The sequence below is a fragment of the Variovorax sp. N23 genome (genome assembly GCF_025486315.1).
GTDB lineage: Bacteria > Pseudomonadota > Gammaproteobacteria > Burkholderiales > Burkholderiaceae_C > Variovorax.
The window spans coordinates 38,640-62,767 of sequence record NZ_JAOOPY010000003.1 but is presented as its reverse complement, the minus strand read 5'-3'; the positions used below and the strand labels follow the sequence as shown (position 1 = coordinate 62,767).

Here is a 24,128-nt window from a genome sequence, read left to right as displayed (position 1 = left end):
GCCCCGTTGCGCATCCCGCCCCCGCATGAAACTGATCCTCGACTTCTTCCCCATCCTGCTGTTCTTCGGCGCGTACAAGCTCGCCGACATCTACGTGGCGACCGCGGTACTGATGGGTGCCACCGTCCTGCAGTCGGTGATCATCTACGCCATCGACCGCAAGCTGCCGACCATGCAGAAGGCCACGCTGGTGCTGATCCTGCTGTTCGGCACGCTCACCCTGGTGCTGCACGACGACCGCTTCATCAAGTGGAAGCCGACCGTGCTGTACGGCGCCATGGCGATCGCGCTGGCCGTAGCGCTGTGGGGCTTCCGCAGGAACTTCCTGCAGGTGATGCTGGGCGCGCAGTTGCAGTTGCCCCAGCGCATCTGGACGCATCTGAACGTCGCATGGATCTTCTACTGCGTGTTCATGTCCGTCATCAACGCCTATGTGGCGCTGTACTTCAGCACCGAAGCATGGGTGAACTTCAAGCTGTGGGGCTACGCCTTCCCGATCGTCTTCCTGATCGCGCAGGGGCTGTACATCTCGCCGCACCTGAAGTCCGAAGACACCCCCGCGGCATGACGCTCTACACCGCCGCCGACCTCGAGGCCACGCTGCGCGCGAAGCTGCAGCCCAGCGCGCTCGAAGTGATCGACGAAAGTGCCGCCCACGCGGGCCATGCGGGCGCGGGTGTCGAGGGCTACGGCACCCACTTCCGGGTGCGCGTCGCCTCGCCCTTGTTCGATGGCCAGTCGCGCGTGGCGAGGCATCGGCTTGTGTATGATGCGCTGCACTTTTTCATCGCCGAAGGCGTTCACGCCATCGCCATCGAAACGCGCTGAGTCCGCCTTTCACCCAATTCCCGCAGTCCACAGCACCCTCCCCGATCCCACGGCGGCACGCGACTTCGTCTTTCATCCCCGCGCTTTTCGCGCCATCACCCTGCAAGTCCCCCGGACCCCATCCCTCCCATGAAGCAACACTCCCTGAAAACCCTGGCGGCGGCCGTCGTGCTGAGCGCCGCCTCCGTCGGCGCCTTCGCGCAGAACATCGCGATCGTCAACGGCAAGGCCGTGCCCAAGGCCCGCATGGACGTCCTGGCCCAGCAGCTGGCCGGCGCGGGCCGCCCCGTCACCCCCGAGATGGAACCCCAGTTGCGCGAGGAAGTCATCGCGCGCGAAGTCTTCATGCAGGAAGCCCAGAAGCAGGGCCTGGATGCCAGCGACGACTACCGCAACCAGATCGAACTCGCGCGCCAGGCCATCCTGATCCGCACGCTGTTCGAGAACTACCGCAAGACCCACCCGGTGACCGACGCCGACGTGCAGGCCGAGTACGACAAGTTCGTCGCGGCCAACGGCGGCAAGGAATACAAGGCGCGCCACATCCTGGTCGAGACCGAAGACCAGGCCAAGAAGATCCTGGCCGACCTGAAGAAGGGCGCGAAGTTCGAGGACATCGCCAAGAAGCAGAGCAAGGACCCGGGATCGGGCGCCAACGGCGGCGACCTCGACTGGGCCAACCCGGCCAGCTTCGTGCCCGAGTTCTCGGAAGCCATGATCAAACTCAACAAGGGCGAGATGACGCAGGTGCCGGTCAAGTCGCAGTTCGGCTACCACATCATCCGCGTCGACGACATCCGCCAGGCGCAGCTGCCCAAGCTGGAAGAAGTCAAGCCGCAGGTCACGCAGCAGCTGCAACAGCAGCGCCTGCAGAAGTACCAGGAAGAACTGCGCGCGAAGGCGAAGGTCGAGTAACGCCCCGCTTTCAAGCGAATCGGAAGAGCGGCCTGCGGGCCGCTTTTTTCATCCCCAGACCACCGAGCGCATCGAGATTGACGCGGACTGGAAGTCGGCATTTAAGAAGCGCGGCGCCTCCTTGCCTGCATCGACGGCGCCTGCGGCATAGAGCAGCGGCAGGTAGTGCTCGTGCGTCGGGTGGGCTTGCTGCGCCAGGGCGCCCATCGACTGGAAGCGCGGCAGTGCGGCGAGGTCGCCCTTCTCCAGCTGGCCGGCCACCAGTCGGTCGAACTCATGCGCCCACTCGTAGGCCTGGTTCGGCGCGGTGCCACGACGCGTCACGCGCAGGTTGTGCACCAAGTTGCCGCTGCCGACGATCAGCACGCCGCGCTCGCGCAGCGCCTTGAGTTGCTGGCCGAGCATCGCATGCTCGGCCGGAGGGCGGCTGTAGTCCATGCTGAGCTGCACGACCGGAATTTGCGCCTTCGGGAACATGGGCTTGAGCACCGACCAGGTGCCGTGGTCGAAGCCCCACTCCTCCAGATCAATGCCCAATGCGGTCCCGCTCATCGGTTGCCGTATGGCCTGCGCGATCTCCGTCGCGGCCGCTGGCGCGCCGGGCGCAGGAAACTGCTGGTCGAACAGCTCCTGCGGAAAGCCGCCGAAGTCGTGGATCGTCTTCGGCTTGGCCATGCCGGTGAGGTACCAGCCACCGCGCGTCAGCCAGTGTGCCGACACGCAGAGGATGAGTTGCGGCGTCGGATACTTGCTGCCGAACTCCGCACCCAGGGCCTGCCAGCTGCGTCGGTAGGCGTTGTCGCCGATCGCGTTCATCGGGCTGCCGTGACCGAGGAAGAGCACGGGCATGCGCGGAGACTTCTTCAGTGCCCGGAAAGGTTCAACCGCCAACGCGTCGGCCAGCGGAAGGACGGCGCTCAGGGCGCCCAAGAAGTCACGGCGATTCAGCATGGCCCGATCATCGAACACACCCACCGCCGGCCACCCTTCGAGTCACCGAAAGCGGTGCGCCAGCGCACACGAAACCAGAGAAACCCAGGTCTGCGTCAGCCGACCCACTTGCGCGCGTTGCGCCAGATCTGCATCCACGGGCTGAAGTCGTTCTTGTCGCCCGACGTCCAGCTCATCTGGATGTTGCGGAACACGCGCTCCGGGTGCGGCATGACGGCTGTGAAGCGGCCGTCCGCCGTGGTCACCGAGGTCAGGCCACCGGCGCTGCCGTTCGGGTTGAACGGGTACTGCTCGGTCGGCTGGCCGTGGTGGTCGACGTAGCGCATCGCGGCAATGGCCTTCGCCGCGTCGCCGCGGTGCTTGAAGTTCGCGTAGCCCTCGCCGTGCGCCACCGCGATCGGCAGGCGGCTGCCGGCCAGGCCACCGAAGAAAAGGCTCGGCGATGCGAGCACCTCGACCATCGACAGCCGCGCCTCGAAGCGCTCGCTCTGGTTGGTGGTGAAGCGCGGCCAGGCCTCGGCGCCCGGGATGATGTCGGCCAGCTCGGCGAACATCTGGCAGCCGTTGCACACGCCCAGGCCGAAAGTGTCGCCCCGGCCGAAGAAGGCCTGGAACTGGTCCGACAGCTTGGGGTTGAAGGTGATGCTGCGCGCCCAGCCGATGCCCGCGCCCAGCGTGTCGCCGTAGCTGAAACCGCCGCAGGCGACCACGCCCTGAAAGTCGGCCAGGTCGGCGCGACCGGTCTGCAGGTCGGTCATATGCACGTCATGCGCTTCGAAGCCGGCCTCGGTGAAGGCGTAGGCCATCTCGACATGCGAGTTGACGCCCTGCTCCCGCAGGATGGCGACCTTGGGCCGCGCTGCCAGATTCAGGAAGGGCGCGGTGATCGATGCGTCGACAGCGCCCGCGGCGAGCGACACATGCGCGCCCGAGTCCTGAGGCACGCCGGCTGATGCGTGCTCGGCGTCGGCACAGGCCGGGTTGTCGCGCTCGCGGGCGATCCTCCAGCTGACCGAGTCCCACACCTGATGCAGGTCGTGCAGGCTGGCGCTGAACACCGACTTGGCGTCGCGCCAGACCTCGAGCTTGCCCTTGCCGACGTCCATCGTCGAGCTGGCGGGGCGCGTCTTGCCGACGAAGTGGCTGTGCGCGCTCAGGCCGTGCGCGCGCAACAGCTGCATGACGTCGTTGCGGTCAGCGGTGCGCACCTGCAGCACCATGCCCAGTTCTTCGCTGAACAGTGCCTTGAGCGTGAGTTCTTCGCGGCGCGCGCTGACCTGCTGCGCCCAGTTCTTGGCGTCGCCGGTTTCCATGCGGCTGTCGGAGATGCCGTCGCCCTCGGTGACCAGCATGTCGACGTTGAGCGCCACGCCGACGTGGCCGGCGAAGGCCATCTCGCAGGCCGTGGCGAACAGGCCGCCGTCGCTGCGGTCGTGCATCGCGAGGATCTTGCCGTCGGCGCGCAGGGCGTTCACGGCCTTGACCAGGTTCACCAGGTCTTCCGGATGGTCCAGGTCAGGGACCGTGTCGCCGCTCTGCCCCAGCGTCTGCGCCAGGATGCTGCCGGCCATGCGGTGCTGGCCGCGGCCCAGGTCGATGAGCACCAGCGTGGTGTCGGCCTCGTCGCGGTCGAGCTGCGGCGTGAGCGTGCCGCGCACGTCGGCCAGCGTGGCGAAGGCGGTGACGATCAGGCTGACCGGCGACGTGACCTTCTTCTTTTGATCGCCGTCCGACCACTGCGTGCGCATCGACAGCGAATCCTTGCCGACCGGGATCGAGATGCCCAGCGCCGGGCACAGTTCGAGGCCGACCGCCTTCACCGTCTCGTACAGCGCGGCGTCTTCGCCGGGCTCGCCGCACGCGGCCATCCAGTTGGCCGACAGCTTGACGCGCGACAGTTCGATCGGCGCCGCCAGCAGGTTGGTGATGGCCTCGGCCACCGCCATGCGGCCGGACGCCGGCGCGTCGAGCGCGGCCAGCGGCGTGCGCTCGCCCATGCTCATGCCCTCGCCGGCGAAGCCGCTGTAGTCGGCCAGCGTCACGGCGCAGTCGGCCACTGGCACCTGCCACGGGCCGACCATCTGGTCACGGTGCGTCAGGCCGCCCACGGTGCGGTCGCCGATGGTGATGAGGAAGCGCTTGGACGCGACGGTCGGGTGCGACAGCACGTCGATGGCGGCCTTCTGCAGCTCGACGCCGGTCAGGTCGAGCGGCTTGAACTGGCGGGCGATGGTCTTCACGTCGCGCAGCATCTTGGGCGGCTTGCCGAGCAGCACGTCCATCGGCATGTCGACGGGTTGCGCTTCGGCACCTTCGTCTGCCACGATCAACTGGCGCTCTTCGGTCGCCACGCCCACCACCGCGAACGGGCAGCGCTCGCGCTCGCAGAAGGCCTTGAACTGCTCCAGCGACTCCGGCGCGATGGCCAGCACGTAACGTTCCTGGCTTTCGTTGCACCAGATTTCCTTGGGCGCCATGCCCGACTCCTCGAGCGGCACGCCGCGCAGGTCGAAGCGCGCGCCGCGGCCGGCGTCGTTGGTCAGTTCGGGGAAGGCGTTCGACAGGCCGCCGGCGCCCACGTCGTGAATGGCCAGGATCGGGTTGGCCGCGCCCTGCTGCCAGCAGTGGTTGATGACCTCCTGCGCGCGCCGCTCGATCTCGGGGTTGCCGCGCTGCACCGAGTCGAAGTCGAGCTCGGCCGCGTTCGCGCCGGTCGCCATCGAGCTGGCGGCGCTGCCGCCCATGCCGATGCGCATGCCGGGGCCGCCGAGCTGGATCAGCAGCGAGCCGGCGGGGAACAGGATCTTCTTGGTCTGCGTCGCGTCGATGCTGCCGAGGCCGCCCGCGATCATGATGGGCTTGTGGTAGCCGCGCTGCACGGTGTCGCTTCCCTCGGCGGTCGTGCTGGCGATCGCCTGCTCGTACTCGCGGAAGTAGCCCAGCAGGTTGGGACGGCCGAATTCGTTGTTGAAGGCCGCGCCGCCCAGCGGGCCCTCGGTCATGATCTGCAGCGGGCTGGCGATGTGCGCGGGCTTGCCGTAGTGGTCCGCTTCGGGCCAGAGCTTCGACACGGTGAAGCCCGTCAGGCCGGCCTTGGGCTTGGAACCGCGGCCGGTCGCGCCCTCGTCGCGGATCTCGCCGCCGGCGCCGGTCGAGGCCCCCGGGAATGGGGAGATCGCGGTCGGGTGGTTGTGCGTCTCGACCTTCATCAGCACATGGCTCAGCGCGCTCTGCTTCCTGTAGCTGCCGCTGGCCGCGCCGTCGGCCGCCACGAAGCGCTCGATCTGCGTGCCTTCCATGATCGACGCGTTGTCGGCGTAGGCGACCACGGTGTGCTGCGGGCTGAGCTTCTCGGTGTTGCGGATCATGCCGAACAGGCTGATCGGCTGCTTCTCGCCGTCGATCACGAAGTCGGCGTTGAAGATCTTGTGGCGGCAGTGCTCGCTGTTCGCCTGCGCGAACATCATCAGCTCGACGTCGCTCGGGTTGCGGCCGAGCCGGGTGAAGGCCTCGACCAGGTAGTCGATCTCGTCCTCGGCCAGGGCCAGGCCGAAGGTGCCGTTGGCCGAGACCAGCGCCGCGCGGCCGCCGGACAGCACGTCGACCTGTGCCATCGGCTGCGCATCGAGTTCGGCGAACAGCGCTGCCGCGCCGTCGATGCCGGGCAGCACCGACTCGGTCATGCGGTCGTGCAGCAGCGCCGCCACGGCCAGCCGCCGGTCACCGGCCAGCGTCGGCGCCTTGCCGATCAACGGCGCCTTCAGGCGCAGGTGGTATTGCGTGACGCGCTCGACCCGGCGCAGCGCCAGCCCGCAGTTGTGGGCGATGTCGGTCGCCTTCGAGGCCCAGGGCGACACGGTGCCCAGGCGTGGCGTGACGACCAGTTCGGTGGCCGACGGGGGAACTTCAAAGGGCTCGCCGTAGCTCAGGAGCGCGGCGAAGCGCTCGCGGGCCGCGGTGTCGGGGGCCGCATCGGTCACGACCAGGTGTACGAAGCGCGCCGCGATCGCCTCGATCCTCGGCTCGACCGCCTGCAGTTTCGGCAGGAGCTGGCGGGCCCGGAAGTCGCTGAGTGCGCTGCCGCCCTCGAACACGGTCACGACGGGTTGGGCGGTGTGGGATGGCTGCGTCACGGTCGAATGGGCCGGCGGGGGCCGGCTGGCTGAGGGTGAATGAAGAAACACGCTGGACGGCCGCTGACTGGGGCCGTCCGTGGAAACCCGGAATTTTAGGCCACCGCGACCGGCCGGGCCGCTGCTCCGCGCATGCGCCGAGGTCATGCGCCGCGACGCCGGGCGGCCTGGATGCCGGATGGGATAATCGCAGGATGAGCATTACCCTACACGACGCGGCTGGCATTGCGGCCATGCGCGCGGTCGGCCGCCTGACGTCGGAGGTGCTGGACTACCTCACGGCATTCGTGAAACCCGGCGTCACCACCAACGAAATCGACCGCCTGGCGGCCGAATACATGGCCAAGCAAGGCACCACCTCGGCCACGGTCGGCTACCTGGGCGCGAGCAGCACGCCCTTCCCCAAGTCGCTCTGCACCTCGGTCAACCACGTGGTGTGCCACGGCATCCCGAACGACAAGCCCCTGAAGAAGGGCGACATCATGAACATCGATGTCACCGTCATCAAGGACGGCTGGTTCGGCGACAACAGCCGCATGTTCATCGTGGGCGACGCGTCCATCGCCGCCAAGCGCCTGTGCTCGGTGACCTACGAGGCGATGTGGCACGGCATCCTGCAGGTGCGCCCCGGTGCGCACCTGGGTGACGTGGGCCATGCCATCCAGAAGTTCGCCGAAGGCAATGGCTATTCGGTGGTGCGCGAGTTCTGCGGCCACGGCGTGGGCCGCAAGTTCCACGAGGAGCCACAGGTGCTGCACTACGGCCGGCCAGGCACCCTGGAACGGCTCGAGCCGGGCATGATCTTCACGATCGAGCCCATGATCAACGCCGGCAAGCGCGACATCAAGGAAGACGCCAAGGGCGGCCAGTACGACGGCTGGACCATCGTCACGCGCGACCATTCGCTGTCGGCGCAGTGGGAGCACAGCGTGCTCGTCACCGAGACGGGCTACGAGGTGCTGACCCTGTCGGCCGGCAGCCCGCCGCTGCCGTCCTTCGTCAAGTCGACGGCCACCTGAGCGCCGGGGCCAGGGCGTGATCGAAGTCGCCACCACGGTCGACGTGCCGTCGCTGCGCGAGGCCTACCGCGCGCAGAAGATGGCGCTGTTCGAGACGCTGCGGCACGGCAACGCGCCCACGCGCAGCGTGCACCACACCTTGCGCCAGTTCGCCGCGTTCGCCGACGAGGCGTTGATCACGCTGTGGAACGATGCCGGCTTCGGCAACGACCTGGCGCTGGTCGCGGTGGGCGGCTTCGGGCGTGGCGAGCTGTTCCCCTATTCCGACGTCGACGTGCTGCTGCTGCTGCCGGAGGTCCATGCGTCGAACATCGAGCCGGCCCGGCTCGAAGCCTTCATCGGCCGCTGCTGGGACGTGGGCCTGGAGATCGGCTCGAGCGTGCGGACGCTGGGCGAATGCCTCGACGAAGCGGACAAGGACGTGACCGTGCAGACCTCGCTGCTCGAGTCGCGCCTGATCACCGGCGACAAGAAGCTGTACACGGCCTTCCGCAAGCGCTTCTGCACCGCCATCGACCCCCAGGCCTTCTTCGCCGCCAAGTCGCAGGAGATGCGGCACCGGCACCACAAGTTCGACGACACGCCCTACGCGCTCGAGCCCAACTGCAAGGAATCACCCGGCGGCTTGCGCGACCTGCAGACGGTGCTCTGGATGACCAAGGCCGTCGGCTTCGGCCGGCGTTGGGAAGACCTGGCGAAGAACGGTCTGGCCACCGCCTTCGAGGTGCAGCAGATCAAACGCAACGAGGCGCTGCTGTGCCTGATCCGCGCCCGCCTGCATGTCACGGCCAACCGGCGTGAAGACCGGCTGGTGTTCGACCTGCAGACGGCCGTGGCCGCCACCTTCGGCTACGAAGGCCAGGCGGAGGGCGGGCAGCGCAAGGCCAGCGAAGCGCTCATGCGCCGCTACTACTGGGCCGCCAAGGCGGTCACGCAGCTCACCCAGATCCTGCTGCTGAACATCGCCGAGCGGCTGCAGCCGCAGGCCGAGGAGCCCACCCGCATCAACGACCGCTTCTTCGAGAAGGCCGGGATGATCGAGGTGGCGAGCGACGACCTGTACCTCAAGGACCCGCACGCCATCCTCGAGACCTTCCTGCTCTACCAGAAGACCATCGGCGTGAAAGGCCTGTCGGCACGCACGCTGCGCGCGCTCTACAACGCGCGCTCGGTGATGGACAGCAAGTTCCGCAACGACCGGGTCAACCACGTCACCTTCATGCGGATGCTGGTGGAGCCGCGCGGCATCACGCACGCCTTCCGGCTGATGAACCAGACCTCGGTGCTCGGGCGCTACCTGCGGCCCTTCCGCAGCATCGTCGGGCAGATGCAGCACGACCTGTTCCACGTCTACACGGTCGACCAGCACATCCTGATGGTGCTGCGCAACGTGCGGCGCTTCTTCATCGCCGAGCATGCGCACGAGTACCCCTTCTGCTCGCAGCTCGCGGCCGGCTGGGACAAGCCCTGGGTGCTGTACGTGGCCGCGCTGTTCCACGACATCGCCAAGGGGCGCGGCGGCGACCATTCGACGCTGGGCGCACGCGACGTGCACCGCTTCTGCCAGCAGCACGGCATCGAGCGGGGCGACAGCAAGCTCATCGAGTTCCTGGTGGCCGAACACCTCACGATGAGCACGGTCGCGCAGAAGCAGGACCTGAGCGATCCCGAGGTGATCGCCGCCTTCGCCAAGCGTGTGGGCAGCGAACGCTACCTGACCGCCCTGTACCTGCTGACCATCGCCGACATCCGCGGCACCTCGCCGCGCGTGTGGAATGCGTGGAAGGGCAAGCTGCTCGAGGACCTTTACCGCTACACCTCGCGCGCCCTGGGCGGACACCTGCCCGACCCGGACGCCGAGATCGAATCGCGCAAGCGCGAGGCGCTGGTGCAGCTCGCCCTGCACGCCCAGCCCTTCGAGGTGCACAAGGCCCTGTGGGAGACGCTCGACGTCGGCTACTTCATGAGGCACGACGCCTCGGAGATCGCCTGGCACACCAAACAGCTGTCGCGGCATGTGCCGCACAAGGGCGTGCCGGTCGACCCGCACGCGCCGCCCATCGTCCGGGCGCGCCTCTCGCCGGTGGGCGAGGGCCTTCAGGTGGTGGTCTACACCCCCGACCAGCAGGAACTGTTCGCGCGCATCTGCGGCTACTTCGACCAAGCCTCGTTCAGCATCCTGGACGCGAAGGTCCACACCGCCACCAACGGCTACGCACTGGACACCTTCCAGGTCGTGACCGCCTACACACCCGAGCACTACCGCGACCTGATCAGCATGGTGGAGACCGGCCTCACGAAGACGCTGGCCGAAGCCGGCGCGCTGCCGCCCCCCAGCAAGGGCCGCGTGTCGCGCCGGGTGCGCAGCTTCCCGATCCAGCCGCGCATCAACCTCGTACCGGACGAGAAGGCGCAGCGCTGGCTGCTGAGCATCTCGGCCAGCGACCGCGCCGGCCTGCTCTATTCGGTGGCCCGCGTGCTCGCCCGCCACCGGCTGCACCTGCAGCTCGCCAAGGTCACCACGCTCGGCGAGCGGGTGGAAGACACCTTCCTGCTGAGCGGCCCGGAACTGCAGGGGCAGCGTGCGCAGCTGGCGATCGAGACGGAACTGATCGAGGCCCTGTCGGCTTGACCGGCCGGCGCGCCCCCGCACGACACAGCGGGGCCCATGTGTGTGAAATGTCGCGAACATCGACCACAATCCGGTTTTTCGCTTGAAAGGACTTTCCTCATGACCCGTTCCGACGACACCGGCAAACTCGTCCTCCGCCTGGCCCTGGGGATCCTGATCCTGCTGCATGGCGTGGCCAAGATCAGCGCCGGCGTGAGTGGCGTGGGCGGCATGCTGGCCTCGCACGGCCTGCCCAGCGCGCTGGCGTACCTGGTCTATGTCGGCGAGATCGTCGCGCCGGTGCTGGTGATCGTCGGCATCTACACCCGCCCGGCCGCCTGGATCATCGCCATCAACATGGTGGTGGCCCTCTGGCTGGTGCACATGAAGGACCTGTTCACGATCGGTAAGAACGGCGGCTGGGCGCTGGAACTGCAGGGCATGTTCCTCTTCGCCGCGATCGCCGTGGCGCTGCTGGGCGCGGGCCGCCTCAGCGTGGGCGGCAGCAGCGGCAAGTACAACTGACGTCGACGGGTGATAGAAGGCGTGCTCGCACGCCCTCCGTCACCTCAATCGTCTGCTGCGTCCAGCCCGGGGAACAACACCTCGGTGAAACCGAAGCGCGAAAAGTCGCGCACCCGCATCGGATAGAGCTTGCCCAGCAGGTGGTCGACCTCGTGCTGGACCACCCGGGCATGGAAGCCGCTCACCGTCCGATCGATCGGGTCGCCGTAAGGATCGAACCCGGTGTAGCGGATGGTCGAGAAACGCGGCACCACCCCACGCAGGCCGGGCACCGACAGACAGCCCTCCCAACCTTCTTCCTCTTCATCGCCCAGCGGCGTGACGATGGGATTGAGGAGGACGGTCTGCGGGACGATGGGCGCGTCCGGATAGCGCGGATTCACGGTGCTGGTGCCGAAGATCACCAACTGCAGGTCGACCCCGATCTGCGGTGCCGCGAGGCCGGCGCCGTCGGCGGCATGCATGGTCTCGAACATGTCGCGCACCAGCAGGTGCAGTTCGTCGGTGTCGAAGGCGGTCACGGGCTGCGCGATGCGCAGGAGCCGTGGGTCGCCCATCCTCAAGATGTCGCGAATCGTCATGGATCGATTATCGCGACGAGGCCGCCCTCATGCGACCTGCCGGTCTCTATTCCTTCTGGCGCCCGTCAGGCGTAAAACCATTGCGCACATTATTCGCTTGCGACCGAGATATCTGCTGAGCAGGGGACGCGTTGCCGCTGGGCCGCGGGCCCGGGCCCGCCACCGGCCCGCCACCGCCGCCCGGACGCGGACCCGGGTTGTAACCAGGGCGTGGGCCCTGGTCCGGCCGTGGTTGCGCATAGCCAGGACCGCCGTAGCCCGGTCCAGGACGTCCGTCGTAATAGCCCCGGTTGTAATAACCCCGGTTGTAATAGCCGCGGTCGTAATAGCTTCCACCCTGCAGGTACACCGAAGGCGCCACCACGACGGGAGCGGGCTCGGCGTAATACGGCTGCGAGTAGTACCCGCTGCTGTAGCCGCCGTTGTCGTAGCCGTACCCACCGGGCACCGCCACGCACCCGCTCAACAACACGACGCCACTGGCCACCAGCCCGGCTGAGATCCATCGAATGTTCTTCATGACTGACTCCTTGTCTGCTCCCTAGTAAACGCCACGCGCCCTGCGCTGTTGACGTCGGCCGGATGAAGTTCGGTAACGGCGCGGTAACGACTCTGCCGTCAGGACTTCGTCACACCTCGGGCCACCCATCGGCCAGGATCGCGAGCATGCCTGCCTCGTCCACCACCTTCACGCCGAGCGCCTGGGCCTTGTCGAGCTTGCTGCCGGCTTCGGCACCGGCCACCACGCAATCGGTCTTCTTGCTGACCGATCCGGCCACCTTGGCGCCCGCCTCTTCCAGTTTGTCCTTGGCCTCGTCACGGCTGAGCGTAGGCAAAGTGCCGGTGATCACGAAGGTCTTGCCCGCCAGCGGGCGCGGGGTGCGTGCGGCGGGTTCGCCCTCTTCCCAGGTCACGCCGCTGGCGCGCAGTTGTTCGACCACTTCGCGGTTGTGCGGCTGGTCGAAGAAGGTGCGCAGGCTGGTCGCCACCACCGGTCCGACGTCGTTGACCTCCAGAAGTTCCGCCTCGGTGGCGCCCATGATGGCGTCGAGCTTGCCGAAGTGCTTGGCCAGGTCCTTGGCCGTGCTCTCGCCGACGTGGCGGATGCCGAGCCCGAAGAGGAAGCGCGGCAGCGTGGTCTGCTTGGACTTTTCAAGCGCTGCGACGATGTTCGCCGCCGACTTGTCGGCCATGCGGTCCAGTCCGGCGAGCGTCGTGAAGCCCAGTCTGTAGAGATCGGGCAGCGTGCGGATCAATTGCGCGTCGACCAGTTGCTCGACCAGCTTGTCGCCCAGGCCTTCGATGTCCAGCGCACGTCGGGCTGCGAAATGCAGGATGGCTTCCTTGCGCTGCGCCGGGCAGAACAGCCCGCCGGTGCAGCGATAGTCGACCTCGCCCTCCTCGCGCAAGGCGTCGGAACCGCAGACCGGGCAGACGCGCGGCATGGTGAAGAGCGCGCCGCGCTCCGTCTCGGGCCTGGCCAGGCTGTCTGGCGCAACGCCGACGACCTCGGGGATGACGTCGCCAGCGCGACGCACGATCACGGTGTCGCCCACGCGCACGTCCTTGCGGCGGGCCTCGTCCTCGTTGTGCAGGGTCGCGTTGGTCACGGTCACGCCGCCGACGAAGACAGGCGCCAGCTTGGCCACGGGTGTCAGCTTGCCGGTGCGGCCGACCTGCACCTCGATCGCCAGCACCTCGGTGAGCTGCTCCTGGGCAGGGTACTTGTGTGCCACCGCCCAGCGCGGCTCGCGCGAGACGAAACCGAGCTGGCCCTGCAGCGCCAGGCTGTCGACCTTGTAGACCACGCCGTCGATGTCGTAGGGCAAGGCGTCGCGCTGGCGGCCGATGTTCTCGTGGAAGGCGATCAGCTCGGCCGCGCCGCGCGCACGCGCCGTCTGGCTGGCCACCGGAAAGCCCCAGGCGTGGAACTGCTGCAGCCAGTCGAACTGGGTCGGACAGTCGGGGCCGCCCTCGGCCGGTGCGCTGACCTCGCCCAACCCATACGCAAAGAAACTCAGCGGCCGCGACGCCGCGATGGCCGGGTCGAGTTGGCGCACCGCACCGGCGGCAGCGTTGCGCGGGTTGACGAACACCTTCTCGTTCTTCTGGCCGGCCGCGATCCGCTCGCGCTGCCGCGCGTTGAGCGCGTCGAAATCGGCACGCTTCATGTAGACCTCGCCGCGCACCTCGACCACCGGCGGCGCGTGGCCGTTCAGCCGCAGAGGAATCTCGTGCACGGTGCGGATGTTCTGCGTCACGTCCTCGCCCACCTCGCCGTCGCCCCGCGTGGCCGCCTGCACCAGCACGCCGTGTTCGTAGCGCAGGTTCATGGCGAGGCCGTCGAACTTCAACTCACAGACGTACTCGACCTGCGGGCCGTCCTCGGGCAGGCCAAGCTCCTTGCGCACGCGGGCGTCGAAGGCGCTCGCGCCGCCGGGCGTGATATCGGTCTCGGTGCGGATCGACAGCATCGGCACCCGGTGCCGCACCTTGGCGAAACCGTCGAGCACCTGGCCGCCCACACGTTGCGTGGGCGAATCGGCCGTGCGCAGCTCGGGGTACTCGGCCTCGAGCGCCTGCAGGCGCTGGAACAGCTTGTCGTATTCAGCGTCGGGCAGCTCGGGCGCATCGAGCACGTAGTACAGATGGGCGTGGCGGTGCAGCTGCTCGCTCAATGCAGCGGCCTCGCGTGCCGCGTCTTCACGCGTCGTCATGGCGGTGTCTCCAGAAAGAAGTTCAGCTGAACAGGCGCCGCGCCAGGTGCGACCCGGCAGCAAGATCGCGCGAATCCAGCGTGTCGTAGAGCTGTTCGAGGTCGGCGCCGATGGCGTCCATCGTCTCCTCGCGCAGCAGCTGGCCATCGCTGTCGGTCACCACGCCGTCCATCTCGCGGGTCAGCGTGGCGGCAGCGTCGCGCATGCGCGCAAAGGGCTGTTCGCCGCGGTCGACCTGCGGCACGTCGAGGCTCAGCGTCAGCTCGCGGATGGCCGACTGCGCCGGGTCGTCCGCCAGCGCCGCCTGGGTGTCGAAGGACAGGCCGATGATCGGCGGCAAGCCGGCCTCGGCCGCGGGCAGCACCATGCGGCCCGGGATCATGCCTGCGACAAAGCCCAGCCGCGCCGCGTTCTGCTGCACGTAGCCGGGGCTCCAGGCCGCATGCCGTGCGCGCAGCACGAACGCGAGCTGCGCGTCGTGCGCACTCGCGAACTGGTCGAGCTCGCGCGCACGCGCCACCTCGTCGAGCATCTCGGGAAATTCCGGCGCACCGCCCACCGCATCGGCGAAGGCCTGGGCCTTCACCACGAACTCGGAGTACTCGATCTCGTTGAGCGCACCGGTGCGGTTGGCCAGTTGCACGCCGACCTGGAAGGCACCGTAGCGCTGGCCCGCCACCGGCGGCTCCCATTCGCCGTTGTGCTCGTTGAGGCCTTCGATGGCGACCGGCTTGCTGCCGGCACGCCGGGTGGCGGGCATGGCGGCGATGGCGGCATCGCCGGACACCAGCCCGTCGAGCGACACCGGCGCGATCACGTCGATCAGCGGGTCGAGCCCGCCCCGGCGGTCGGCCATCGGGATCGGCAGGGCACTGGGCGCGGGCAGGTCCGGGTCGAACAGCGGCTCGTGCCGCTCGTTGCCGGGCGTGGGGTGCGGCTCGACGTGCAGCACGGGCTCCTCGTCCGAGTGCGCCGGCAGCGGCTCGTCGAAGCCGGTGGGCGGCGGCGCATCGGGCTGGCGCGGTGCGTTGCGCCGCGATACCCACGCGTCGTAACCGACGACGGCGGCGAGGAACAGGCCGCCGAGGACGGCCAGGGCGATGGTGAGGCTGCTCATGCTTCGACCATGGACACCGCGGACTCCATGTCCACGGCGACGATGCGCGACACGCCCTGCTCCTGCATGGTCACGCCGATGAGTTGCTCGGCCATTTCCATCGCGATCTTGTTGTGGCTGATGAAGAGGAACTGCGTGCTCTTGCTCATGGCGGACACCAGCTTGGCATAGCGTTCGGTGTTGGCGTCGTCCAGCGGCGCGTCCACCTCGTCCAGCAGACAGAAGGGCGCCGGGTTGAGCTGGAAGATCGCGAAGACCAGCGCGATGGCGGTCAGCGCCTTCTCGCCACCCGACAGCAGGTGGATGGTCTGGTTCTTCTTGCCGGGCGGCTGCGCCAGCACCTGCACGCCGGCATCGAGGATCTCGTCGCCCGTCATCACCAGCCGCGCGTTGCCGCCGCCGAACAGCTCGGGGAACATGCGGCTGAAGTGCTCGTTGACGATCTTGAAGGTCCCGCCGAGCAGCTCGCGGGTTTCGCCGTCGATCTTGCGGATGGCGTCTTCCAGCGTGGTGATGGCTTCGTTCAGGTCGGCCGACTGCGCGTCGAGGAAGATCTTGCGCTCGCTGGCGGTCGCCAATTCCTCCAGCGCCGCCAGGTTGACGGCACCGAGCGCCGCGACCTCGCGGTGGATGCGCTCGATCTCGCTCTGCAGGCCGACCAGCCGGACCTTGTCGGTCTCGATCGACGCGGCGACCGCTTCGAGGTCGGCCTGCGCGTCGGCCAGCAGCGTGGCGTACTGCTCGACGCCCAGGCGCGCGGCCTGTTCCTTCAACTGGAATTCGGTGATGCGCTGGCGCAGCGGGTCGAGTTCGCGTTCGAGCTGCAGGCGGCGTTCGTCGCTGGCGCGCAGCTTCATCGTGAGGTCGTCGTACTGGCTGCGCGACGCGCCCAGCGCGGTCTCGCGCTCGAGCTTGAGCGACAGCGCGTCCTGCAGGCCGGCCTGCGCCGCGGCGTCGGACAGGCGCCCGAGTTCGGCCTGCGCACGCTCCTGCTCGTCGGCCAGCGACACGGTCTGCTGCGCCGCCGTCTCGATCGCGCGGCTCAGTTCGCCGCGGCGGGCCTCGACGCTGCGCCGGGTGAAGGTCGCCTCCTGCGCCTGGCGTTCCAGGCTGCGGTGCTGGTCGCGGCTGGCGGCCAGCGCGCGGCCGGCTTCGATCACGCGTTCGTCGAGCTGCGCATGCCGCTCCTGCGCGTCGGCCAGCTGCATGTCGAGTTCCTCGAAGCGGCCTTCGGCGGCGATGCGACGCTCCTGCAGGTCCTCGAGCTGCGCGTCGACCTCGCCGAGGTCGGCTGCCAGTTGCTCACTGCGGGCGCGGGTCTGTTCGGCCAGCTGCGTCAGGCGCAGCGTCTCGACCTGCAGCTCGTGCGAGCGCGACTGCGTTTCGGCGGCTTCGCGGCGCACGCTGACCAGGCGCTGCGCCGCATCGGCGTAGGCGGCCTCGGCACGCACCAGCGCGGTCCGCGCTTCTTCGCTGATCAGCGTCTGGGCGCGCAGCTGGCGCTCCAGGTTTTCCATTTCCTGCTGGCGCGCCAACAGGCCGGCCTGCTCCGAATCCTGCGCGTAGAAGCTCACGCTGTGCGTCGTGACGGCATGGCCGCTCTGCACGAAGATGGCTTCGCCGGGCTGGAGCTTCTCGCGCTGCGCCAGCGCCTCTTCGAAGCTCGACGCCGTGTAGCACCCGTGCAGCCAGTCGACCAGCAGCGCCTGCAGGCCGGCGTCGTTCAGGCGCAGCAGGTCCGACAGGCGCGGCAGTGTCGCGCTGCCCGGGGGCGCGCCGGCCGACGGCGGGTTGTAGAAGGCCAGCTTGGCCGGCGGCGCGTCGTTGCCGAAGGCGCGGACCATGTCCAGGCGCGACACTTCCAGCGCGCCCAGGCGTTCGCGCAGCGCCGATTCGAGCGCGTTCTCCCAGCCCTGCTCGATGTGGATGCGGCTCCACAGCCCCTGCAGACCGTCGAGCCCGTGCTTGGCGAGCCACGGCGCGAGTTTGCCGTCGGTCTTGACCTTCTCCTGCAGCGCCTTGAGCGCTTCGAGCCGGGCCGACAGTTCGGCGTGGCGTGCGCCTTCGGTGTTGACGGCCTGCTGCCGGGTGCGGCGGTCGTCGTCGAGCTGCGGCACCGCTTCCTGCAGGTCCTGCAGGCGGGCGTCGGATTCGGCAGCGGCCTCCTGCGCGGCGGAGAACTGGGCCTGCAGATCTTGCAGCTTCACTTCGTCGGGCGCGGCCAGCGCCTGCTTGTCGGCGCGCAGGCGTTCGCTGCGCATCGTCAGCTGGCGGCTCTGCTCCTCGATGTTGCGCTGGTCGGCGGCCAGCACCTGGATCTGCTGCTGCACCTGCGCGACGCTGGCGCGCTGCGCGTTGGCCTCGTCCTGCGCGCGCTGCTGCGCTTCTTCGAGCTCGGGCAGGCGCGCGTCGTGCTCTTCCAGCTGCGCGGCCAGCAGTTCGGCCTGCTCCTCGGCGTCGACGCCCTGCCCGGCCAGCGTTTCGATCTCGGCTTCGGCGTCTTCCTTGCGGCCGCGCCATTGCCCGATCTGCTCGCGCAACTGGATCAGCCGCTGCTCGACACGCTGGCGGCCCTCGACCACGAAGCGGATCTCGCCTTCGAGCCGGCCGACTTCGGCGCTGGCCTCGTAGAGCTTGCCCTGCGCCTGGTTGACCTGGTCGCCGGCGGCGTAGTGCGCCTGGCGCACCGTCTCCAGTTCGGACTCGATGCGGCGCAGGTCGGCGGTGCGCGACTCGAGGTCGTTCAGCGCCTTGTCGGCGTCGGCCTTGATCTTGGCCTGGTCGGCCTCGCTCTCGCTGCGCTTGAGGAACCACAGCTGGTGCTGCTTGCGCGTGGCGTCGGCCGTGAGCGTGTTGTAGCGCTGCGCGACCTCGGCCTGCTTCTCGAGCCGCTCGAGGTTGGTGTTGAGCTCCCGCAGGATGTCTTCCACCCGCGTGAGGTTCTCGCGCGTGTCGCCCAGGCGGTTCTCGGTCTCGCGGCGGCGTTCCTTGTACTTGGAGACGCCGGCGGCTTCCTCGAGGAACAGGCGCAATTCCTCGGGCTTGGATTCGATGATCCGGCTGATCGTGCCCTGGCCGATGATGGCGTAGGCGCGCGGGCCGAGGCCGGTGCCCAGGAACACGTCCTGCACGTCGCGGCGCCGCACCGGCAGGTTGTTGATGAAGTAGCTGCTGGTGCCGTCGCGCGTGAGCACGCGACGCACTGCGATCTCGGTGAACTGCGACCACTGGCCGCCGGCGCGATGGTCGGCGTTGTCGAACACCAGCTCCACGCTGGAGCGGCTGGCCTGCTTGCGGGTGGTCGTGCCGTTGAAGATCACGTCCTGCATCGACTCGCCGCGCAGCTCCGACGCGCGCGACTCGCCCAGCACCCAGCGCACCGCATCCATGATGTTCGACTTGCCGCAGCCGTTGGGCCCCACCACGCCGACCAGTTGGCCCGGCAGCAGGAAATTGGTGGGTTCGGCGAACGACTTGAAGCCGGAGAGCTTGATGGAATTGAGACGCACGAGGGGTCGTTCCGTCTTGGCTCTGAGGCCAAGGTATTGATTTGTAAGGAATTTTGCACAGCCTGCCGGCTGCCGCCCGAGGCCGCGATGATAACGTGCGGGCCATGCGCGAATCACTCCTGCCGCCCATCGATGGCCGCTCATTTTTCACGGGTCGTCGCGCGGTGCTGGCAGGCGCAGCCGCCGTGGCGCTCGGCCTGGCCGGCTGCGCGGCCACCCGCTCCACGCAACGCGCCGAAGGTTACGACAGCCGCGAGTGGATGCAGTCCAGCGCCAACCGCATCGCCAACCTCGCGCTGCGCGACAACCTGCAGTCGATCCGCCGCGTGCAGCTGTCGCTGTACCGGCGCAATCCGCGCGAATGGCGCAAGGCGGCGTCCGGCGCGGACGACGCCATCCAGCGCACCTGGGACGCCGTCATGCAGGCGACCCCGCTGCCGGCCCTCGGCGGCAAGGACGGAAAAAGCGGCATCGATGCCGTGCGCCTGGCCTTCGAGCCCGGCTACACCGGCGACCGGGTCGCGGCGCTGGTCTACGGCTGGGCCTCGATGCTCAAGGAAGCCAACGGCAACACCTGGGAACAGACGATGGTCGATGGCGTGAACGCCGAGAACAGCTTCCGGGCGGCGCGCAACATGGAAATCTCGCTGTGGCTGATCGGCTCGAAGACCGGCCCCGACGGCCAGCCGCTGCTGCTGGCCACCGAGATCAGCGAGCGCGGGCGCAACCTGGTGGTGGACCGCGAACTCTCGAAGATCGTGGCGCGCCTGGACCTGCTGGCCGCGCAGGCCGACGAGAAGTACCGCCGCGCGGCGCTCGACTTCGCCCAAGGCTGGCTCATGGGCAGCCTGGGCCCCTTCCTGTCGCTGGCGAAGCCCTGAGAGGTCGAGCGGCAGCGGTTCCGTGCATCGGGTGGACGCACCCCGTTGCCGAAGCCCGCGCGAGGTGGCACCTAAAATGCTTCGCAGCCTTCAGCCTCCCTTCCACTCCCTCTTCTCCAGGCACAACTCATGAGCTCCATCAATTTCATCGGCGGCGAAAAAGGTGGCGTCGGCAAGTCGGTCACGTCGCGGGTGCTGGCGCAGTACTTCATCGACCACAGCCGGCCCTTCACCGGCTTCGACACCGACCGTTCGCACAGCTCCTTCACCCGCTTCTACGAAGGCTTCGCCTCGCCGGTGGTGGTCGACAGCTTCGAGGGCCTCGACAAGGTGGTCAACGGCTTCGAACACAACCCGCAGCAGAGCGTGATCGTCGACCTGGCGGCGCAGACGCTGGCGCCGCTGTCGCGCTGGATCAAGGAGTCGGACCTGTTCGACGTCTTCGCCGAACTAGGCGTGGCGGTCAATTTCTGGCACGTGCTGGACGACGGCAAGGACTCCACCGACCTGCTGGGCACGCTGATCGACACCTTCGGCGACCGCCCCAACTACATCGTGGTGCAGAACTACGGCCGCGGCAGCGACTTCGGCATGCTGCTCGGTTCGCAGTCGCTGCAGAAGGCGGTCGCCCATGGCGCACGCGTGATCGCGCTGCCGCGCCTGCACGACGCCAGCATGCGCAAGATCGACGCGCAGAACAGCAGCTTCTGGAAGGCCGTCAACGACCGCGAAGGCCCGCACGCCCTCGGCCTGCTCGAGCGCCAGCGCGTGAAGACCTGGCTGGGCACGGCCTACGCGGCCTTCGACACGCTGCCGCTGTGAGCATGCGGCGGCGCGCGTTCGTCCTGGCCGGATCGGCCGCTGCCGCCATCGGCGCCCCGGCGCTGGCCAACGCCGCCGACGATCCGGCCCTCCAGCCCTTCCGCACGCGGATTGCGCAGGAGAAGCTCAATCGCATCGAGGCGGACAGCGGCGGGCGCCTCGGCGTCTGCATCCTCGACACCGCCAGCGGCCGGCGAATCGTGCATCGCGCCGATGAGCGCTTCCCGATGTGCAGCACCTTCAAGCTGCTGGCCGCGGCGATGGTGCTCAAGGGGGTCGACGACGGGCAGGAACGACTCGACCGACCGATCGCCATCGAGCGTTCGGCGATCCTCGCGCATTCGCCACTGACCGAACCGAACGTCGGCGCCACGATGACGATGGGCGCGCTGTGCGAGGCCACCGTCACGCAGAGCGACAACGCCGCCGCCAACCTCATGCTCGCCAGCTTCGGCGGGCCGGCCGCCCTCACCGCCTATGTGCGCTCGTTGGGCGACAAGACGACGCGGCTCGACCGCAACGAGCCATCGCTGAACGCAGCGATCGCCGGCGACCCGCGCGACACGACCACGCCGGCGGCCATGCTCCACTTGATGCAGGCCCTGGTACTTGGCAATGCGCTGAGGCCCGCGTCGCGTGCGCAATTGCGCGATTGGCTGATCGCCAACCAGACCGGTGGCAGGAAGATCCGGGCGGGCCTCCCGGCCGGCTGGCAGGTGGGCGACAAGACGGGTGGCGGCGCCTTCGGCACGAACAACGACGTGGCCGTGGTCTGGCCGCCGGGCCAGCCGCCCCTGCTGGTCACGGCCTACCTCACGCAGACCAAAGCGCCGCTCGCGCAGCGGGATGCCACCCTGGCCGCGGTCGCGGCGCTGATTCCGGACTTCGTCGGCGCCTGAGCGCCACCGGATGTCAGGCGCGGCGCGGGCGCTTGACCAGCAGCACCAGCAACAGCACCGCGAACGCCACGAAACACACGAAGGACCAGTTCGCGATCGACAGGCCCAGGAAGGTCCAGTCGATCTTGGTGCAGTCGCCGCTGCCGCGGAAGATCATCGGGATCGCGCGCTGCAGCGGGAAGGTTTCGATCATCCCGTAGATGTCGCGCCCGCAGGAACCGAATTCCGGCGGGTACCACTGCAGCCAACTCTGGCGCGCCGCGGTGTAGGCGCCGCCGACGGAGACGATCAGTGCCAACACCGCACCCGTCGCCTGGAGGCCACGCCCCCGCGCCAGGGCGGTCAGCCCGGTGATCACAGCCACCAGGATGAGCGCATAGCGCTGCACGATGCACATCGGGCACGGCTCGAGGCCGACCACGTGCTGGAGGTACATGCCGAAGGCCAGCATGGCGACGCAGGCCAGGCAGATCAGCGCGAAGGCGCGGCGCGGTGCGCCGAAGAACCAGTCGATCAAGGAGACACCCAATCTTCTACGAACACCCGGGCCTTGCGCGGTGTGGCGACGACGGTGTCGCCCTCGGCGAGGCCCAGGTCCCGGAACTGTTGCGCAGGGAGTTGCGCTTCGATGATGGTTCCGGATGCAGGATTATCAGGATTCGTTTCGACCGGTTCGAGTTCCAGCCGCGCGATGGGTCCAACGACGATGGCGCGAGAAATCTTCGCGACCAGGCCACTCGACGCATGGCCTGCCCCGCTGCCCGTCACATAGGGCTGGATATCGATGTCGTGCGGCCGCACATAGGCGAGCGCCTTGCTGTCCTGCACGCCGCTGTGCTCGGGCGCCTGCAGGCGGATGCCCTCGAGCTGCACCTCGCCCTCGTGCGCGCGGCCGTGGAACAGGTTCACGTCGCCCAGGAAGCCGTAGACGAAGGGGCTGGCCGGGTGGTCCCAGACCTCCTGCGGCGAGCCGACCTGCTCGATCTTGCCCTTGTTGATCACGACCACGCGGTCGGCCACCTCGAGCGCCTCCTCCTGGTCGTGCGTGACGAAGATCGAGGTGACGTGCAGCTCGTCGTGCAGGCGGCGCAGCCAGCGGCGCAGCTCCTTGCGCACCTTGGCGTCGAGCGCGCCGAAGGGCTCGTCGAGCAGCAGCACCTTGGGCTCCACGGCGAGCGCACGGGCCAGCGCGATGCGCTGGCGCTGGCCGCCCGAGAGCTGCGACGGGTAGCGGTCGGCCAGCCAGTCAAGCTGCACCAACTTGAGCAGGTCGGTCACCTTCTGCCTGATCTGCGCGTCCGACGGGCGCTCGCGGCGCGGCTTCACGCGCAGGCCGAAGGCGACGTTCTCGAAGACGGTCATGTGGCGGAACAGCGCGTAGTGCTGGAACACGAAGCCGACCTGGCGCTCGCGCACATGCACGTCGGTCGTGTCCTCGCCGGAGAACAGGATGCTGCCGGCGTCGGCCGTCTCCAGCCCCGCGATGATGCGCAGCAGCGTGGTCTTGCCGCAGCCCGAAGGGCCGAGCAGCGCGACCAGTTCGCCGGAGGCGATGTCGAGGTTGACGTCGTTCAACGCGCGGAAGTCGCCGAACTGCTTGCTGACGTTGCGGATTTCGATGCTCATGGTGTTCTCTTTCAGGCCGCCTGCGGGCGCTCGGGGGGCAGCTCGGCGATGGCTTTCATCTCGCGCTCGTGACGCCACTCGATCACCGTCTTGATGACCAGCGTGACCAGCGCCAGGATGGCCAGCAGCGACGCCACGGCGAAGGCCGCGACCGACTGGTACTCGTTGTAGAGCACCTCGACGTGCAGCGGCATGGTGTTGGTCTGGCCGCGGATGTGGCCGGAGACGACCGACACCGCACCGAACTCGCCCATCGCGCGCGCGTTGCAGAGGATCACGCCGTACAGCAGGCCCCACTTGATGTTGGGCAGCGTCACGCGCCAGAAGGTCTGCCAGCCGGTGGCGCCGAGCACGATGGCGGCCTGCTCCTCGTCGGTGCCCTGCGCCTGCATCAGCGGGATGAGTTCGCGCGCAATGAAGGGGAAGGTCACGAACACGGTGGCCAGCACGATGCCCGGCACGGCGAAGATGATCTTGATGTCGTGTTCCGCGAGCCACGGGCCCAGCCAGCCCTGCGCGCCGAAGACCAGCACGTAGATCAGGCCGGCCACCACCGGCGACACCGCGAACGGCAGGTCGACCAGCGTGGTGAGCACGGCCTTGCCGCGGAACTCGTACTTGGCGATGGCCCAGGCCGCGGCGACGCCGAACACCAGGTTCAACGGCACGGCGATGGCGGCGGTGATCAGCGTGAGGCGGATCGCGCTCCAGGCATCGGGTTCCTTCAGCGCCTCGACGTACGCGCCAAAGCCCTTGCGCAGTGCCTCGGTCGCCACCGCAGCCAGCGGCAGCACGAGGAACAGGAACATGAAGAGCAGCGCGAGCCCGATCAGCGTCCAGCGGACCCAGGGCGCCTCGGTGGTGCCGGCGCGTGCGCGGCGGATGACTTTTTTCGGAGCACTCATGTCAGTGCCGCCCGGCCGCCCGAAGGCACTGACGCGCCCCCTCGGGGGGCAGCGATACGCGAAGCGATGAGCGTGGGGGTACTTTTCAT

19 protein-coding genes are annotated in these 24,128 nt (G+C 68.4%); 9 read left to right on the top strand and 10 right to left on the bottom strand.

Translation table 11 applies throughout. The annotated features are described in order from the left end of the window. Positions 1-25 precede the first annotated feature (25 nt). The 3 genes from N8A90_RS05510 (at position 26) to N8A90_RS05500 (ending at position 1,743) form a co-directional block, all read left to right on the top strand. Positions 26-568, top strand: coding sequence for a septation protein A (locus tag N8A90_RS05510; RefSeq protein ID WP_262073667.1), 543 nt, complete (start codon positions 26-28; stop codon positions 566-568). Further along, positions 565-828 carry a BolA family protein gene (locus tag N8A90_RS05505; protein ID WP_262073666.1) on the top strand — a complete coding sequence of 88 codons (264 nt, stop codon included), beginning with the start codon at positions 565-567 and terminating at the stop codon, positions 826-828. The genes N8A90_RS05510 and N8A90_RS05505 overlap by 4 nt, the downstream gene beginning before the upstream one ends. Before the next feature lie 129 nt (positions 829-957). Then, positions 958-1,743 (top strand): peptidylprolyl isomerase, encoded by a 786-nt coding sequence (locus N8A90_RS05500; protein WP_262073664.1) that lies wholly within the window; start codon positions 958-960, stop codon positions 1,741-1,743. Between the two features lie 48 nt (positions 1,744-1,791). Here the strand turns inward: N8A90_RS05500 and ygiD are convergent, their stop codons facing one another. Beyond that, a complete protein-coding gene (gene ygiD / locus N8A90_RS05495) occupies positions 1,792-2,592 on the bottom strand; it encodes a 4,5-DOPA dioxygenase extradiol (RefSeq protein ID WP_262073663.1) in 801 nt (266 codons plus the stop codon). Positions 2,593-2,789: 197 nt separating this feature from the next. Further along, complete coding sequence (gene purL / locus N8A90_RS05490; protein WP_262073662.1) at positions 2,790-6,827, bottom strand: phosphoribosylformylglycinamidine synthase; 4,038 nt, start codon at positions 6,825-6,827, stop codon at positions 2,790-2,792. 194 nt (positions 6,828-7,021) lie between these two features. Between purL and map the strand changes: the two genes are divergently transcribed. From map to N8A90_RS05475, 3 genes are all read left to right on the top strand, one after another. Then, positions 7,022-7,846 carry a type I methionyl aminopeptidase gene (map, locus tag N8A90_RS05485; protein ID WP_262073661.1) on the top strand — a complete coding sequence of 275 codons (825 nt, stop codon included), beginning with the start codon at positions 7,022-7,024 and terminating at the stop codon, positions 7,844-7,846. A 16-nt stretch (positions 7,847-7,862) separates the two neighbouring features. Next, positions 7,863-10,478, top strand: a complete 2,616-nt coding sequence (locus N8A90_RS05480; RefSeq protein WP_262073660.1) for a [protein-PII] uridylyltransferase — start codon at positions 7,863-7,865, stop codon at positions 10,476-10,478. A 99-nt stretch (positions 10,479-10,577) separates the two neighbouring features. Further along, positions 10,578-10,982 carry a DoxX family protein gene (locus N8A90_RS05475; protein ID WP_262073659.1) on the top strand — a complete coding sequence of 135 codons (405 nt, stop codon included), beginning with the start codon at positions 10,578-10,580 and terminating at the stop codon, positions 10,980-10,982. A 44-nt stretch (positions 10,983-11,026) separates the two neighbouring features. Here the strand turns inward: N8A90_RS05475 and def are convergent, their stop codons facing one another. From def to smc, 5 genes are all read right to left on the bottom strand, one after another. Further along, positions 11,027-11,563: a peptide deformylase gene (gene def / locus N8A90_RS05470; RefSeq protein WP_262073658.1), complete on the bottom strand. Its 537-nt coding sequence runs from the start codon at positions 11,561-11,563 to the stop codon at positions 11,027-11,029. 46 nt (positions 11,564-11,609) lie between these two features. Further along, the gene (locus tag N8A90_RS05465; protein ID WP_262073657.1) at positions 11,610-12,083 is read right to left on the bottom strand and encodes a hypothetical protein; all 474 of its coding nucleotides are present in this window, start codon (positions 12,081-12,083) and stop codon (positions 11,610-11,612) included. A 109-nt stretch (positions 12,084-12,192) separates the two neighbouring features. Continuing rightward, complete coding sequence (ligA, locus tag N8A90_RS05460; protein WP_262073656.1) at positions 12,193-14,280, bottom strand: NAD-dependent DNA ligase LigA; 2,088 nt, start codon at positions 14,278-14,280, stop codon at positions 12,193-12,195. A gap of 22 nt (positions 14,281-14,302) precedes the next feature. Beyond that, positions 14,303-15,397, bottom strand: a complete 1,095-nt coding sequence (locus N8A90_RS05455; protein WP_262073655.1) for a cell division protein ZipA C-terminal FtsZ-binding domain-containing protein — start codon at positions 15,395-15,397, stop codon at positions 14,303-14,305. Continuing rightward, positions 15,394-18,906: a chromosome segregation protein SMC gene (smc, locus tag N8A90_RS05450; protein ID WP_262073654.1), complete on the bottom strand. Its 3,513-nt coding sequence runs from the start codon at positions 18,904-18,906 to the stop codon at positions 15,394-15,396. Before smc ends, N8A90_RS05455 begins: the two co-directional genes overlap by 4 nt. Positions 18,907-19,010: 104 nt before the next feature. Here smc and N8A90_RS05445 point away from each other — a divergent pair, with 104 nt between their 5' ends. From N8A90_RS05445 to bla, 3 genes are all read left to right on the top strand, one after another. Continuing rightward, positions 19,011-19,787 (top strand): hypothetical protein, encoded by a 777-nt coding sequence (locus tag N8A90_RS05445; RefSeq protein WP_262073653.1) that lies wholly within the window; start codon positions 19,011-19,013, stop codon positions 19,785-19,787. A gap of 129 nt (positions 19,788-19,916) precedes the next feature. After that, on the top strand, positions 19,917-20,609 hold the full coding sequence (locus tag N8A90_RS05440; protein WP_262073652.1) for a mobilization protein: 693 nt from the start codon (positions 19,917-19,919) through the stop codon (positions 20,607-20,609). 2 nt (positions 20,610-20,611) lie between these two features. Further along, positions 20,612-21,508 (top strand): class A beta-lactamase, encoded by an 897-nt coding sequence (bla, locus tag N8A90_RS05435; RefSeq protein WP_262073651.1) that lies wholly within the window; start codon positions 20,612-20,614, stop codon positions 21,506-21,508. Positions 21,509-21,521: 13 nt separating this feature from the next. Here bla and N8A90_RS05430 read toward each other — a convergent pair whose 3' ends face one another. Genes N8A90_RS05430 through cysW form a run of 3 tightly spaced genes read right to left on the bottom strand, consistent with a single transcriptional unit; the run spans position 21,522 to position 24,039 of the window. After that, positions 21,522-22,025 carry a disulfide bond formation protein B gene (locus N8A90_RS05430; protein WP_262073650.1) on the bottom strand — a complete coding sequence of 168 codons (504 nt, stop codon included), beginning with the start codon at positions 22,023-22,025 and terminating at the stop codon, positions 21,522-21,524. After that, a complete protein-coding gene (locus N8A90_RS05425) occupies positions 22,022-23,134 on the bottom strand; it encodes a sulfate/molybdate ABC transporter ATP-binding protein (protein ID WP_262073649.1) in 1,113 nt (370 codons plus the stop codon). Before N8A90_RS05425 ends, N8A90_RS05430 begins: the two co-directional genes overlap by 4 nt. Before the next feature lie 11 nt (positions 23,135-23,145). After that, entirely contained in the window at positions 23,146-24,039 is an 894-nt protein-coding gene (gene cysW, locus N8A90_RS05420; protein ID WP_262073648.1) for a sulfate ABC transporter permease subunit CysW, read from the bottom strand. Between the last annotated feature and the right edge of the window lie 89 nt (positions 24,040-24,128).

What these genes read in the sequence shown, in the direction of transcription:
- ygiD (WP_262073663.1), bottom strand. Translation starts at nt 2,592, where the DNA reads ATGCCCGTGCTCTTCCTCGGTCACGGCAGCCCGATGAACGCGATCGGC.
- def (WP_262073658.1), bottom strand. Translation starts at nt 11,563, where the DNA reads ATGACGATTCGCGACATCTTGAGGATGGGCGACCCACGGCTCCTGCGC.
- N8A90_RS05510 (WP_262073667.1), top strand. Translation starts at nt 26, where the DNA reads ATGAAACTGATCCTCGACTTCTTCCCCATCCTGCTGTTCTTCGGCGCG.
- cysW (WP_262073648.1), bottom strand. Translation starts at nt 24,039, where the DNA reads ATGAGTGCTCCGAAAAAAGTCATCCGCCGCGCACGCGCCGGCACCACC.
- map (WP_262073661.1), top strand. Translation starts at nt 7,022, where the DNA reads ATGAGCATTACCCTACACGACGCGGCTGGCATTGCGGCCATGCGCGCG.
- N8A90_RS05475 (WP_262073659.1), top strand. Translation starts at nt 10,578, where the DNA reads ATGACCCGTTCCGACGACACCGGCAAACTCGTCCTCCGCCTGGCCCTG.
- N8A90_RS05425 (WP_262073649.1), bottom strand. Translation starts at nt 23,134, where the DNA reads ATGAGCATCGAAATCCGCAACGTCAGCAAGCAGTTCGGCGACTTCCGC.
- N8A90_RS05440 (WP_262073652.1), top strand. Translation starts at nt 19,917, where the DNA reads ATGAGCTCCATCAATTTCATCGGCGGCGAAAAAGGTGGCGTCGGCAAG.
- N8A90_RS05505 (WP_262073666.1), top strand. Translation starts at nt 565, where the DNA reads ATGACGCTCTACACCGCCGCCGACCTCGAGGCCACGCTGCGCGCGAAG.
- N8A90_RS05465 (WP_262073657.1), bottom strand. Translation starts at nt 12,083, where the DNA reads ATGAAGAACATTCGATGGATCTCAGCCGGGCTGGTGGCCAGTGGCGTC.
- N8A90_RS05455 (WP_262073655.1), bottom strand. Translation starts at nt 15,397, where the DNA reads ATGAGCAGCCTCACCATCGCCCTGGCCGTCCTCGGCGGCCTGTTCCTC.
- N8A90_RS05500 (WP_262073664.1), top strand. Translation starts at nt 958, where the DNA reads ATGAAGCAACACTCCCTGAAAACCCTGGCGGCGGCCGTCGTGCTGAGC.
- N8A90_RS05445 (WP_262073653.1), top strand. Translation starts at nt 19,011, where the DNA reads ATGCGCGAATCACTCCTGCCGCCCATCGATGGCCGCTCATTTTTCACG.
- bla (WP_262073651.1), top strand. Translation starts at nt 20,612, where the DNA reads ATGCGGCGGCGCGCGTTCGTCCTGGCCGGATCGGCCGCTGCCGCCATC.
- ligA (WP_262073656.1), bottom strand. Translation starts at nt 14,280, where the DNA reads ATGACGACGCGTGAAGACGCGGCACGCGAGGCCGCTGCATTGAGCGAG.